The sequence below is a fragment of the Pseudomonas sp. GW823-FHT02C02 genome (genome assembly GCF_058797635.1).
Window position 1 is genome coordinate 454,452 of the sequence record NZ_JBXAJV010000004.1, and the last position, 13,035, is coordinate 467,486.

The window sequence follows — 13,035 nt, forward strand, 5'->3', positions numbered from 1 at the left end:
CGCCACGTAGTGCGGGAACCAATCTCCAAATCCCCTATCTCAAAGACACTTCGCCATACCCCGGCGGGCTTCGTTGTTGCTGCTTTCGAACCTCAAGCGGCGCACGCCCTTTGAGAGTTGTCCCAATGGTCCCAAAAAACCTGCAAGACGCACCCTTCGCTCAATCGCCCGACACTGCTCAAACCCTGATGGCGCTGATGCACGCCCAGAGCGAAGTCGCGCGCCTGAGCGAACGCGAACAGCTGTTCAGCTCCCTGCTGGTGAGCGTCAACGCTGTGCTTTGGGCCTTCAACTGGGAAACCCGTCAGGTGCTCTACGTCAGTCCGGCGTATGAACGGATTTTTGGCCGATCGGCTGGCAGCTTGCTGTCCGACTACAACGAATGGCGCGACAGCATTTACCCCGATGACCTCGACTACGCCGAGCGCAGCCTCGCCGAAGTGCTGGTCAAAGGCGCCGTTGAAGACCGCGAATACCGCATCATCGCCGCCGACGGCCAGGTGCGCTGGCTCAGCGACAAATGCTTCATCAACCGCCAGGCCGAGCCGGGCCAACCGGTGATCATCGTCGGCATTGCTGAAGACATCACCGAAAAGAAACGGATGGAAGCCGAGTTGCAGCGCCTGGCGACCACCGATGTGCTGACGCAAAGCAGCAATCGCCGACACTTCTTCGAATGCGCCCAACGCGAGTTTGCTCAGGCGCGCAAGCAAGGCGCACCGATGGCGTTCCTGTTGCTGGACATCGATGACTTCAAAGGGGTCAACGACACTTACGGTCATCAAGCGGGCGACAACGTACTGCAACGAATCGCCGAGAGCGGTCGAGCCGCATTACGCCGGGGAGATGTATTCGGGCGGATCGGAGGCGAGGAATTCGCAGCGGTGTTTCCCGGCTGTGCACCCGACATGGCCATGCAAGTCGCCGAGCGCCTGCAATGGCAGATTCAGCAACTGAGCTTCAGCCATGATGACCAGACGTTCGGCATCACCGTCAGCCAGGGCTTGACCAGCCTGACGCCGGAGGACGACTCCCTCGACAGCGTGTTCGCCCGCGCGGATGCCGCCATGTATGAAGCCAAGCGCCAGGGAAAAAACCGCATTATTTCCGGGTGACACCCATCCAAAATCCAACACAACTCCTGTGCGAGCGAGCAGGCTCGCTCCCACAGGTTTTTGTGTGAAGTTTACTTTTTGCGCAGCCGCATCAACTCCGGCAAGCCGATCTTGAGCAACCGCGCAGTCCGGCTCTTCGCCAAGGCCTCAATGCCCTCGTGCTCGGTCAGGCGCGCCAGTTGCGCGGCCATGTTCATCACCAACGCTTCGCGAGAATAAACGCCGCCACCGAGCTGATAGGCCGCTGCAATCAACTCCCGCAACTCCAGCGGCAGCCGCCAGCGAGTCCGCAGCGACGAACCGTAGGCTGCGCCGAACTCGGCCAAGGCATTGCCGACCTCCTCCCGTTCATCCAGCTCGCCACCGGCCTGCTTCCATTCCTGCAAACACCTCAGCAACGCAAGGTCGCCGAGGCAATGCAGAATGCCTGCGCAATAACAACGCTCTTGATCCAGATCCAGCAACCGCGCCAGCGTGCGGGCGTATTCGGCAGTGTGCAGAGACAAGTCCCAGAAGCGCTCGGCATAGTCCGCCAGGAACGGATCGCTGAGCCGGGCACTGTGCTTGAGTGCCAACCCGAGGATCAGGTTCATGCTTTGCGCGGAGCCCAAGCGGTGCAGCGCCTGAGACAAGGTCTGGACCGCATCGCCAACGTGCAGCGCCGCGCTGTTAGCCGCCGCGATCAGAACGGCGGTGATGTGCGGGTCGGTGCGGATTTCCTCTTCCAGCCGCACCAGGTCAAGACCGCGGGTGTTCAGGCTGGCGTTGACCGCCATCTGCACATCGGCCATCAATGGCGCACCCTCCGCCAGTTCGCGACGGCGCTGCAGATACACCGACAAGGTCATGCCGGCCGCCAGTGTCGGCATTTCACAGAAAACCTCTTCACCGGCGTTCAGCAGCAGATCCTGCAGACGCTGGGTCAGGCTTTCCATGTTCAGGGGCTTGGTCAGGTACGCCGTAGGCGCCAGGGGCAAGGCTTCGCGCACACTGGCGCTGTCGTTGCGGCTGCTCATCAGGATGAAAGGCAGTGGCGGATTGCGTTTGCGCTGACGGACGTTGCGCAAGACATTCAGACCGTCGACGCCGGGCAGCTCCCCGTCGACGATCACCAGGTCATACGGATTTTCCGCCAACAGCCGCAACGCTTCCTGACCATCGGCACACAGATCCAGCCGTGCGTCACAGCGCACGCTCAACAGCACTTGTTTGATCAGGTCACGAGACCAAGGGTCAGCCTCGGCAACCAACACACGCGGTACAGCCGGTAAAACCACAGCGGTCATCTGCACGCTCCCTTTGCGATGCTTGTACCTTAGTCAATGCTGATCATGGACGGTGCAGTTTGTCTCGGGGACAAAAAAACCCGCCGAAGCGGGTTTTTTGTCGATCAGCTCACACATTCATATGAACATTTTAGATCAGAGTTCCGAGAAGCACTCTTCGATAATTGCCAGACCTTTGTCCAATTGCTCATCCGGCGCGGTCAGCGGAACCAGGACGCGCAGAACGTTGCCGTAAGTGCCGCAGGACAGCAGGATCAGCCCTTTGTCGCGAGCCTTGGCCACCACCGATGCCACCGCGGCAGCGTTCGGCTTGTGGCTGTCACCGTCGACAAACAGCTCGACCGCGATCATCGCGCCCAGGGCACGGACTTCGCCGATGACCGGGTATTTGGCCTGGATGGCTTTCAGGCCAGTGACCAGACGCTCGCCGACTGCCTTGCAGCGATCCAGCAGGTGCTCTTCTTCGAACACTTCCATCACGGCCAGGGCCGCAGCGCAAGCAATCGGGCTACCGGCGTAAGTACCGCCCAGGCCGCCTGGAGCAATGGCGTCCATGTATTCGGCCTTGCCGCACACACCGGCCAACGGGAAACCGCCAGCGATGGATTTGGCGAAAGTGGTCAGGTCGGCGCAAACGCCCATCTGTTCCATGGCGAAGAACGTGCCGGTACGGCCAGCGCCGGTTTGCACTTCGTCAGCGATCAGCAGGATGCCGTGCTGGTCGCACAGGGCACGCAGACGCTTCATGAACTCTTTAGGCGCGACGTAGAAACCGCCTTCGCCCTGAACCGGCTCAATGATGATGGCAGCGATGTCACGCGGCTCGGCGTCATTCTTGAAGATGCGTTCGATGCTGGCGATCGAGTCGTCGACGCTCACACCGTGCAGTTCGTTCGGGTACAGCGCGCGGAAGATGCCGCCTGGCATCAGGCCCATGCCGGCCGAGTAAGGCACGACTTTACCGGTCAGGCCCAGGGTCATCATGGTGCGACCGTGGTAAGCGCCGGTGAACGCGATCACGCCGGCACGGCCAGTGGCGGCACGGGCGATCTTCACAGCGTTTTCAACGGCTTCGGAACCGGTGGTGACCAGCAGGGTTTTCTTGGCGAAATCACCTGGCACCTTGGCGTTGATTTTTTCGCACAGCTCTACGTACGGTTCGTAGGCCAGCACCTGAAAGCAGGTGTGGGTCAGCTTGTTCAGCTGCTCGGTCACCGCGGCGATGATTTTCGGGTGCACGTGACCGGTGTTCAGCACGGCAATACCGCCGGCGAAGTCGATGAACTCGCGACCTTCAACGTCGGTCACGGTGGCGTTCTTCGCGTGGTCGGCGAAGATCGGGTGAATCTGGCCAACACCGCGCGGTACAGCGGCTTCGCGGCGTTTCATCAGGGATGCGTTAGTCTTGCTCATAAAGTCCTCATTCACCGCTCATCGGGCGGCGTGGTTCAAGGAAAATGCGGCGGGGAGGCAACTACGGCAGCATGCGATGATCGACTGCCACAGCTTTCCCGGCCACAGAGAAAATTCCGTTTGAAGCGCAGAAAGGGACAGCGCTCTCGTGCCCTTTCCGCTTGTTGCATTCCCGTCTGCCGAGCTTAGATGCCCAGGCAGAGGTATTTGATTTCCAGGTAATCTTCGATGCCGTACTTGGAGCCTTCACGGCCCAGGCCCGACGCCTTGATGCCGCCGAACGGCGCGACTTCGTTGGAGATCAACCCGGTGTTGACGCCGACCATGCCGTATTCCAGAGCTTCGGCCACACGGAACACACGACCCAGGTCGCGAGCATAGAAATACGAGGCCAGGCCGAACTCGGTGTCGTTGGACATCGCGATCACTTCGGCTTCGTCTTTAAAGCGGAACAGTGGCGCCAATGGACCGAAGGTTTCTTCCTTGGCCACGGCAGCGTTTTTCGGCACGTTGGTCAGGATAGTCGGCTCGAAGAAGTTGCCTTCCATGACCTTGCCACCCGCCAGAACGGTTGCACCTTTGCTGATTGCGTCAGCAATGTGCTCTTGAACCTTGGCCACGGCTTTTTCGTCGATCAGCGGGCCAGTGGTGGTGCCTTCTTCCAGACCGTTGCCGATCTTGAGTTTGGCTACGGCCACTTTCAGCTTCTCGGCAAACGCGTCGTAGACCGAATCCTGAATGTACAGACGGTTGGCGCAGACGCAGGTCTGGCCGTTGTTGCGGTACTTGGAAATGATTGCGCCTTCGACGGCCTTATCCAGGTCCGCGTCGTCGAACACGATGAACGGCGCGTTGCCGCCCAGTTCCAGGGACACTTTCTTGATGTCCTTGGCGCATTCAGCCATCAACTGACGACCGATTTCGGTCGAGCCAGTGAAGGACAATTTACGCACGATCGGGTTGCTGGTCAGCTCGCTGCCGATGTCGCCGGCACTGCCGGTGACCACGCTGAACACACCGGCAGGGATGCCGGCACGCTGGGCCAGTTCAGCCAACGCGAATGCGGAGAATGGAGTTTGCGAAGCAGGCTTGAGCACCATGGTGCAACCGGCGGCCAGGGCCGGGCCGGCTTTACGGGTGATCATCGCGGCCGGGAAGTTCCACGGGGTGATGGCTGCGGTCACGCCGATCGGCTGCTTGATCACGATCAGGCGCTTATCTGGCTGGTGGCCCGGAATCACGTCACCGTAGATGCGCTTGGCTTCTTCGGCGAACCACTCGATGAAGGAAGCGGCGTAAACGATTTCGCCCTTGGCTTCAGCCAATGGCTTGCCCTGTTCCAGGGTCATCAGTCGAGCCAGGTCGTCCTGGTTTTCGATGATCAGTTCGAACCAGCGACGCAGCTTGTTCGCGCGGTCCTTGGCGGTCAGTGCACGCCAGGCCGGCAGCGCCTTGTCAGCGGCTTCGATCGCACGGCGGGTTTCGGCAGCGCCCATTTTCGGCACAGTGCCCAGAATTTCGCCCGTTGCCGGGTTGTTGACCTTGATCGTCAGACCATTGTCCGCATCAACCCAAGCGCCATCGATAAAGGCTTGCTGGCGGAACAACTGGGTATCTTTAAGCTGCATGTCGGCTTTCCTTAACAGCACCGCGACCAGCGCGGAGCGAATTATGATTGTAGAAAGGCGCCTTGTAGGCTGCCGTCAGGGAAATCATTCACCGGGCTGAAGCACATAAATAGCGCACTGTTCGAAACTCGTGCGGTTCAGCACCCAGACAAGAGCGTTTGAAATCTCAAACGAATCCTAGGATCAAAGGGGGTAAAGGACAATAGTCTGTTCGAAAAAAAGAACGAAAACGCCGCATTTGCCTACTTTTTCTGATCAACGTAGCAAACGGTTGTTACGCTTGCGAAAACCGCAGTCGATTCAGCAGCATGGACGCCCGCAGTGCATATGAGTATCATGGCGCCCGCTTGCACCAGTAGCTCAGCTGGATAGAGTACTGCCCTCCGAAGGCAGGGGTCGTGGGTTCGAATCCCGCCTGGTGCACCATATAGCAGTCTAGACCTGTCTCAGACAGTCTACGAAACACCCCAAGATGCCCGCCCTGTGCGGGCTTTCTTGTTTCTGGCTATCCCTCCCTGCCTACCCCTATAACTTCACGCCGTGTATGCCCACGTGTATGCCCACGTGTATGCTTTGAGATTCATTGAACTGGAGGCATACACGCAGTGAAGCGTACTGAAATCAAACGCCGCCCACTGGCCGACACTACCCTCGCAGGATTGGAGCCGGAGAGTGCGACGTACCGGGAGCAAGACGGCAACGGCTTGTACTTTCGGGTCAAGGCAAATGGGCAGAAGTCGTGGGAGTTGCGCTACAAAACCTCCTTACGGAGGGCTGCCCCCTTGAGCTGCCTACACAGCAGGACAGCAGAAGATGTGAACATCTATTGCTTACGTAACCCGCCATCCATGGGTAACAGAAGACTACTGGGCGAAGAAGTTTCCGGAGTGGCTGGAAAGACTTAGAAAACCGGAATACAAACGGGTTCATTCATTCGACCCAATGTCGGCTATGGAAAATTCAGAGCAACTCGAAATATAAATATAAAAATCAAGCGAATCGACTTCAACCAAATTAGAGTTCAAGCTTAATGCTGCGTCAATTCAACATTGATTGACGCGCTTTAATCGCCTTTGCTATCAGAAAGTTTAATCTCATCTGGGATTGTTTCGCCAATTATTGTACCGTTAGGATCCACTGCATACACATGCAAGGCTTTTGACAACATACGGCTATACCCAAGTGAAACTGAACTTTTTTCTTCCGTACATTCTTTATTCGAATATGGCACGATTTCAGCGTGGTGCTCGTTACCTTTATGAGTTTCTGAGGCTTTCACCTTTTCCTCCCACACTTGAAGGTATATTACCGGTCCAGGCTTCCTTATCGGGATCGGCGTCTCTCCCACCGCTTTGATTATTTCCACACTAATCCGTCCAACACCTTTGACGTCTCGCGTTGGCCGACCTGGGCGCTCGACATCTCGCTTTACTAATTCTATGCCAGCCTGAAGTCCGATAGCGTCTATACGTGTTACAGATGTGTTGGGTCGTTGAAAAATCCCGGGGGATCCTCTGTTTGTAGAGGCCTCCCACTCCTCCTCGACAATTGCTCGTATTACCAGTTCATGGTCTTCAACCAGTACTTTCCTAGCCGGATATTCTTCATCCGGCGCTGTTTCAGAAGTCATGATGTATTAAAGCTCAGCAATTAGTTTAAACAGATCTTCATCGCCATTGGCAAAGATGCATTCATACTCATCAGTTACCAGCTCTATCTGATGCTCACCAAAAGACATATCAATAGATGCACCATCCTTTAGCGACCAAGTAGTAAGAATCTCACCATAATAATTTAGAAAAATACTCAGATCCGAAGGCTTTAAATTGGTTCTTTCAAAAAAACCAGTAAAGTTGACTAATGCGGATAGATTCATTGCTTTCGCACCTTCTCCATCCCAGTTATCTTCGGAACGAACAAGACGGGATAGCCGGGCAAATGAGTTCTCGCTTAAGTTTTTGCGAGCCATCGCAAGATATGCGGCCATAACTGTAACCTCCTTGGTCGACATTCCCTCAAGACTTTGATGAGCCTTAAGTGCCTTTACACTTTCCGAGTAAGCGTACTCAATCACCGCAGTCAAATTCGGCTTGGCGTTAATCTCAGCCGGACTAACCCAGCCGACCTTTAGCAAGTCCCATAAGTAGCCGAGAGCGTCATAGCTTTTCCGAACAACACCAGGATCCGATTTCGCGATCTTAACTGAAGTAGCTGTGGTGTTATAGCTCGCCACGCCGGTAGTAAAGTGAGCGGCACTAGCATTCACGCTATACGCAATCATTGCAGTACCTCCACAGGTTTCATTTTCTCTTTAAGAGGCTTAGTGAGATTCACAAAAACGTCATGGATCACATCTCGCGCCATTGAGAAATTCGCCATTATCTCTTCGACGCTCGGTCCTATTAACCCATCAATAACAATAACATTTTCTAGAATGTAACCAGACGCGCCTTCAATTTCACCTTCAGCCATTTGCAATTGTAATTTACCGAACTTAAGCGGGACGGTAATTTGCAATATAGGCAATGCTACTTCACCACTGATCGAGTGATTACGCAGAAAGTCTGGCGCCTCTATTTTGAATCCGAACACATCTTTCAGGAATTGCAGGTGAGTAGTATCCCCTGTTAGATCATTCCTAAATGCATCTATATAACGAAGTACTAGAGAATAACCTTCAATACTAGCAGTTTGGGAATCCAATAAAATTTTGATGCCTTTTTCCACGATCGGACTGAAGTCATCCCAAGATTTGTAAGGTTTCACCGCATTGGCGGTGAAAATGCCTGTACCTATCTGAAAAAGAGTGGATGGCAAATGCTCACGACCGGGCTCTGCACAGTCGTTGCCTGAATAACGGTAACGGACGATTGGGACCTCTGTGGGAACAGGGAAACCTACCGGGACCAAACGTTCGGAAGCTCCATACCCGATCGATGTCATTGCATTCGTCACGACTGGTAACTGCTTATCAAAAGCGTCGTTGATGGGCGGGAATGCAAATCCAGCAGGGAATCCAGGGGGGACACCCGCAGGTACAGACAAATCCTTCCAACGGAGCTCGGCAACAAGCTCTACGAGGGGTGGATTGTCGAATCGTTCTTTCATGAGGGCTTTGACTTGTCCAAAGCGATTTGAGGTCGCTTAAAATTTACGGGAGTTGACCGTTGCTGCCGAGAAAAAAGGCCCTTACGTCAGTCGTCAGTACCATCCAGCGAAGCACTTCGTTAGCTTCGCTGGATGGTACTAGAACCATAGCACTGCCTCTCTTCAGCTGCTATAGGCCCTATTTATAAATTGAAGATGCATCCTCTGTTCGCTGCTAGCTGTCAGCCAACTCTTGCAGTTCGGAAAGCCTCTATAACTGTGGGCCTACGTCGCGCTGTAACACGACCAAGACCAGTAACACTGACCTGACACCACTTCAGCCTAATGTGTAACGCAGAATATTTCCTTTAAATTCAACAGGTTAATTATTAACGTAACACCTGTAACACTTGTAACACGTCTTTTAGCTGATCCTGCCCCTTTAACCCCTATACGAGCATGCCGTCAGCGATGGAAATATTTCGAGGCCAAAGAAGGGCCCTCGCCATTACCCTGGTCCCATAGGACAAGTATCAGACACGGGTTGGGACATCGTACCGTTAGGGATCTGTTCGTGAAAAATCGATAAACGGTTCACTCAGGTTAACCGGCACCCACATTGTGCCGGGGCCCCTGAAGGTTGCCTTTCGACACGGGGCGAGTAACCCGCCCGATCTTGTTAGCGGAAAGGTGCCCATCTTAGTGAACAGGTGAACTTGGTGAACTGCTGTTTACCTGTGCATCTGCCCTATAGCTTTGGAGGTGGTCGGGGCCCCTGGGCAATTGCGATTGGTACGGGGCAAAGAACCCGCGCGTTCGTGTTAGCGGCTGGATTTTTTAAGTTGGTTGACAGGTTGACGGAGTTGACTCGGTTGACCAACGCCTAGCGTGCGTTATCAACAACACAAAGGGGCATCATTACCGACACGGTAACGATGCCCCTTTTTCTCCAAGATCCTTTCAATTTCAACGTTTGAAATTTCAGTAAGCTGCGTAGCCAGTCGCTAACACGATGTCGCGGGTTTCCGACCCCGTGTGGCGTTAAATATGCCAGGGTCCCCGGTGCCTTTTCAGCATTCAGGCAGTATCAAATTGGTCGATTCTCGGATACATCTGGGTGTCACCAACCCGAAACAGGTTGCCAGCTCATTTCCACCAGGGAGAGGTATCGAGTGCTGAACATCAAACCCACCAAAGCTTTTTTTATCAAACTGGGGCCCAGTGGACTATGGGAAAAGGAGTGTATAGAAAACGGAACCTTGAGAATCGGCTACCGCGACGTACCACATCAGCAATGCGTGGATGGGGACTGGGAACCGGCACGAAACTCCTTTCCCTCTGACTCAGATCAGGGCAGCGTCACCAGACACATCAACCAGGTAAGGCAATTCTACGAAGAGCCAGAGACAACGCTCTGGATAACCTTTTTTTCTGACCGTCTGTGGTGGTGCTTCGCTACACCTGGGATCAGCCAGCTTCCAGATAACACAAAGACCCGAGCGGTCGCAGGCCAATGGCGTGACACCGACATCAACGGAAAGCCCCTTATCAAAGGCCAACTGAGTGGCAAGCTTCTCGCCGTACAAAGCTTCCAAGGTACGATTTGCACGGTCAGAGAACTCGATTACTTGATTCACAAGATCATGGGGACGTCTGAACCTCATATTGCAGAAGCTCAGCTAGCAGTAGAAAACTTGGTCGCAGCAGTCATACCCATCATAAAAAACTTGCACCCCAAGGATCTTGAAACACTCACGGACTTGATTTTCCGGCAGGCAGGTTGGCAGCGAACTGGAGTAGCTGGCGAGGTAGAGAAGGATATAGATCTCGACCTACTGTCTCCCATTACTCAAGAGCGAATTGGCATTCAAGTGAAGTCAAAAGCGTCAGCTTCGGTCTATCGCTCCTATCAGGATAAATTTGCTGATATGAGTGGCTTTACGCACTTCTACTTCGTAACGCACTCTCCAGATTCAAGCCTTAAGGCTGTAGCGACCGAGAGCAGTGATGGTTCATTTATTTACTGGGGACCAGAGAAGCTAGCTCAGCAAGCCGTTCGGAACGGGCTTGTAGGATGGCTGATAGACCGAGCGTCATAACCTGCAAACGGCACTTGCTATCAAAGAACGCTAATTGACCTACCCCTGCCGCACGAAGGAATGTTTTCATGTCGTCGAAACTCTTGACCAAATCATCCATAGAAAAAGCGATCCGGGATTACGACAACGGAGAACGGCCTTTCAGGTACACGAAGCCAAAATCTTGGTACATCAAAGGATCAAAAAAAACCCTTTATCCTCTGAAGTACATTTATGCGATGGCGATCGGTAGCCCACCAAGCTCGTTTAAGAGTTCCAAACCGATTAGCGAATTTCCCGCATATGGTTTTCAACCGACCCGCAAAACAGTGGATCCGAATGAGGAATTCGAAAGGAAGGTTCTTGCGTCCTTAAAAGATTCGAAGGGCCGGGCAGCTAGGCTCAAGGAAGCTGCCGCGATTCCCGTGACACGAATTGTCAGCACCATGGTTTTCATCCGGAATCCTGATGTCGTGGCAGAGGTGTTAGCTCAAGCAAACGGTGTATGCAGTCTTTGCAACCAAAAAGCGCCCTTCAAACGCAAGAAGGATCAAAGCCCATATTTAGAGGTTCACCACCGAAAGCGCCTAGCCGATGGAGGGGAGGACACAGTCGCGAATGCCATTGCTGTCTGTCCGAACTGTCATCGCAAAGCCCATCATGGCTAAGGTCTCTCCCCATCTTAGGAGGCTCCAAGCAGGCAGCGTCGGGTTCGCTAGTAAACGTCTCCGTGTATGCCCACGTGTATGCCTAATAGAAATAGTGCCAACAAAACCCTTATAAAACAGGCCCCATAGCATTCAGTTCAAACGACGCCTGGGCACCATATAGTAGAAACGAGAAAGCCTCAGGCCTTAGGGCCTGGGGCTTTTTTGTGGGTGCTGGTTTGCTCTGAACAAGGGGAGCTGAGTAAAAATTCAGTTGTTCGGTTTAACCGAACTACTGCACCGGAAAAAACCGTCGAAGCAGTTTTTTCATTCAGTCGTCCAATCAAACTCGTCGTATTCATCATCCTCTTCGTCCTCAACCTCTTCATCATCAAGGACGTCTTCCTCCAGCGCTTCCTCTGCCTGCTTCGCCAGCAGAAACTCCTTACGACTCTCCGTCACAGCGCGCCGCAATACCTCACCCTTTTCCGGGCAGTTGAGCATTTGGGCGATGCGGTCGATTTTTTTTGCCACGGCATCCTCCAACGCATCGGCTATAGGCCGATAGTGCGCGCTTTCGGGGCTCGTTGCCAAATGGACGACCGCCCTGCTGCTCAGTTTTTCTGCAATTCCTTGAGCCGAGCCGCGAGATTTTCCTTGGGAAAGCGTTTGTGCAAGGTCGCCATCAGCTCATCAGCCGCCTTGGTCTGACCGGCATTTTGCAAGCGAATCACTTCACGTAACTGGTCGTCGATAAACTTCGCCGGAGCCTCCCCTGGGCGTTTGCTCACTTTTGCTTCTTCCACCATGTCAGCGCTGATCGATTCGCTCTGCGCGGGCGCAGGCGCGGACATCGCGCCGGCCGGGGCCGCCATTGAGCGGGCAACCGATGCCGGCGCTTCTGCAGCTTCTTTCTTGGCCGCAAAAGACGAGGTTTTGGGTGCAGGGCTGGAATCCAAAGTTGGCACTTGCTCAGGCGTACGCTGCACCAGCGCCAACATGAAGGCGACGCCAACGAGGCTGGCGAATGCGACCTGCCAACGAGGTTTTTGGCAAGCCTGGACCCAGCGTTGCCACAGGTTCGGTTTGTGCGCAGGTATTTCACGGTGTGCAGCAGCCAGGATGAATGCATCCAGATGAGCCGGTGGTTCGCCAGCCACGTGTTCACGGTAATGCTGAAGCACTTGGTCTTCCGGTGTTTTACGGGCGTCAGTCATGTCAGTACCTCCTCGGCCAGCAGCCGACGCAGTTTTTGCTGGGCATAGCGCAAGCGACTCTTGACGGTTTCCAGGGGTGTTTCGGTGAGGGCGGCGATCTGCGGCAGGTCGAGATCGCCGTGGGCGCGCAGCAGGAACACTTCGCGCTGGTCGGCGGGCAGGTCGTGCAACGCGGTTTCGAGGCGTTGGCTGTCGCGGCTAAGGCTCAGCAGTTGTTCGGGATCGGTCGCCTCATCAATCACGGCGTGGGTTTGTTCGTCGTAGCTATCGTGCAAAGGGTTGTGAATGCCATGTTTGCGCCAGTGATCGATCAATCGGTTGCGGGCAATCTGATAGAGCCATGTACGAAAATTCGCCCGGCCTTGTGGCTGACTGGTGCTGCGGATCAGGCTCAGCCAGGTGTCCTGGTAAACCTCTTCGGCCAGTTCAGGCCTGCCACTCAAACCTAAGAGGAATCGGTAGAGGCCCTGGCGATGACGGGCGTACAAGATCTCGAACGCTGGCCCGTCGCCTGCGCGGTACCGGGCCAGTAGCGATTCGTCGCTCGGTTCAGGCGCGGACATG

12 protein-coding genes, 1 tRNA gene and 1 pseudogene are annotated in these 13,035 nt (G+C 54.6%); 5 read left to right on the forward strand and 9 right to left on the reverse strand.

Annotated features, from left to right (window positions below):
• Window positions 1-125: 125 nt before the first annotated feature.
• A complete protein-coding gene (locus AC1ROI_RS09800; RefSeq protein ID WP_102595053.1) occupies window positions 126-1,115 on the forward strand; it encodes a GGDEF domain-containing protein in 990 nt (329 codons plus the stop codon).
• Between the two features lie 71 nt (window positions 1,116-1,186).
• Here the strand turns inward: AC1ROI_RS09800 and AC1ROI_RS09805 are convergent, their stop codons facing one another.
• From AC1ROI_RS09805 to gabD, 3 genes are all read right to left on the reverse strand, one after another.
• Window positions 1,187-2,401, reverse strand: coding sequence for a response regulator (locus tag AC1ROI_RS09805; RefSeq protein WP_077747475.1), 1,215 nt, complete (start codon window positions 2,399-2,401; stop codon window positions 1,187-1,189).
• 135 nt (window positions 2,402-2,536) lie between these two features.
• Window positions 2,537-3,814 carry a 4-aminobutyrate--2-oxoglutarate transaminase gene (gabT, locus tag AC1ROI_RS09810; RefSeq protein WP_010464866.1) on the reverse strand — a complete coding sequence of 426 codons (1,278 nt, stop codon included), beginning with the start codon at window positions 3,812-3,814 and terminating at the stop codon, window positions 2,537-2,539.
• Between the two features lie 185 nt (window positions 3,815-3,999).
• Window positions 4,000-5,442: an NADP-dependent succinate-semialdehyde dehydrogenase gene (gene gabD, locus AC1ROI_RS09815; RefSeq protein ID WP_010464868.1), complete on the reverse strand. Its 1,443-nt coding sequence runs from the start codon at window positions 5,440-5,442 to the stop codon at window positions 4,000-4,002.
• 349 nt (window positions 5,443-5,791) lie between these two features.
• Between gabD and AC1ROI_RS09820 the strand changes: the two genes are divergently transcribed.
• Both AC1ROI_RS09820 and AC1ROI_RS09825 read left to right on the forward strand, forming a co-directional pair.
• Window positions 5,792-5,868 (forward strand) — tRNA-Arg (locus AC1ROI_RS09820).
• Between the two features lie 179 nt (window positions 5,869-6,047).
• Window positions 6,048-6,200 (forward strand): annotated as a pseudogene (locus AC1ROI_RS09825) (integrase arm-type DNA-binding domain-containing protein); the annotation flags it as partial.
• Window positions 6,201-6,505: 305 nt separating this feature from the next.
• Here the strand turns inward: AC1ROI_RS09825 and AC1ROI_RS09830 are convergent.
• From AC1ROI_RS09830 to AC1ROI_RS09840, 3 genes are read right to left on the reverse strand one after another with little or no spacing between them, the layout of a single operon-like run.
• Window positions 6,506-7,072 carry a hypothetical protein gene (locus tag AC1ROI_RS09830; RefSeq protein ID WP_146012972.1) on the reverse strand — a complete coding sequence of 189 codons (567 nt, stop codon included), beginning with the start codon at window positions 7,070-7,072 and terminating at the stop codon, window positions 6,506-6,508.
• 6 nt (window positions 7,073-7,078) lie between these two features.
• On the reverse strand, window positions 7,079-7,723 hold the full coding sequence (locus tag AC1ROI_RS09835) for a hypothetical protein (RefSeq protein WP_102595052.1): 645 nt from the start codon (window positions 7,721-7,723) through the stop codon (window positions 7,079-7,081).
• A complete protein-coding gene (locus AC1ROI_RS09840) occupies window positions 7,720-8,550 on the reverse strand; it encodes a TIGR04255 family protein (RefSeq protein WP_102595051.1) in 831 nt (276 codons plus the stop codon). Before AC1ROI_RS09840 ends, AC1ROI_RS09835 begins: the two co-directional genes overlap by 4 nt.
• A 1,151-nt stretch (window positions 8,551-9,701) precedes the next feature.
• Here AC1ROI_RS09840 and AC1ROI_RS09845 point away from each other — a divergent pair.
• Together AC1ROI_RS09845 and AC1ROI_RS09850 are read left to right on the forward strand one after the other, a co-directional pair.
• Window positions 9,702-10,628 carry a hypothetical protein gene (locus tag AC1ROI_RS09845; RefSeq protein ID WP_102595050.1) on the forward strand — a complete coding sequence of 309 codons (927 nt, stop codon included), beginning with the start codon at window positions 9,702-9,704 and terminating at the stop codon, window positions 10,626-10,628.
• A gap of 68 nt (window positions 10,629-10,696) precedes the next feature.
• Window positions 10,697-11,275 (forward strand): HNH endonuclease, encoded by a 579-nt coding sequence (locus AC1ROI_RS09850; RefSeq protein WP_102595049.1) that lies wholly within the window; start codon window positions 10,697-10,699, stop codon window positions 11,273-11,275.
• Window positions 11,276-11,581: 306 nt separating this feature from the next.
• Here the strand turns inward: AC1ROI_RS09850 and AC1ROI_RS09855 are convergent, their stop codons facing one another.
• From AC1ROI_RS09855 to AC1ROI_RS09865, 3 genes are read right to left on the reverse strand one after another with little or no spacing between them, the layout of a single operon-like run.
• The gene (locus tag AC1ROI_RS09855) at window positions 11,582-11,848 is read right to left on the reverse strand and encodes a hypothetical protein (RefSeq protein ID WP_154502514.1); all 267 of its coding nucleotides are present in this window, start codon (window positions 11,846-11,848) and stop codon (window positions 11,582-11,584) included.
• Window positions 11,849-11,868: 20 nt separating this feature from the next.
• Window positions 11,869-12,471: a hypothetical protein gene (locus AC1ROI_RS09860; protein ID WP_102595048.1), complete on the reverse strand. Its 603-nt coding sequence runs from the start codon at window positions 12,469-12,471 to the stop codon at window positions 11,869-11,871.
• A complete protein-coding gene (locus tag AC1ROI_RS09865; RefSeq protein ID WP_102595047.1) occupies window positions 12,468-13,034 on the reverse strand; it encodes an RNA polymerase sigma factor in 567 nt (188 codons plus the stop codon). Before AC1ROI_RS09865 ends, AC1ROI_RS09860 begins: the two co-directional genes overlap by 4 nt.
• Window position 13,035: the final 1 nt, after the last annotated feature.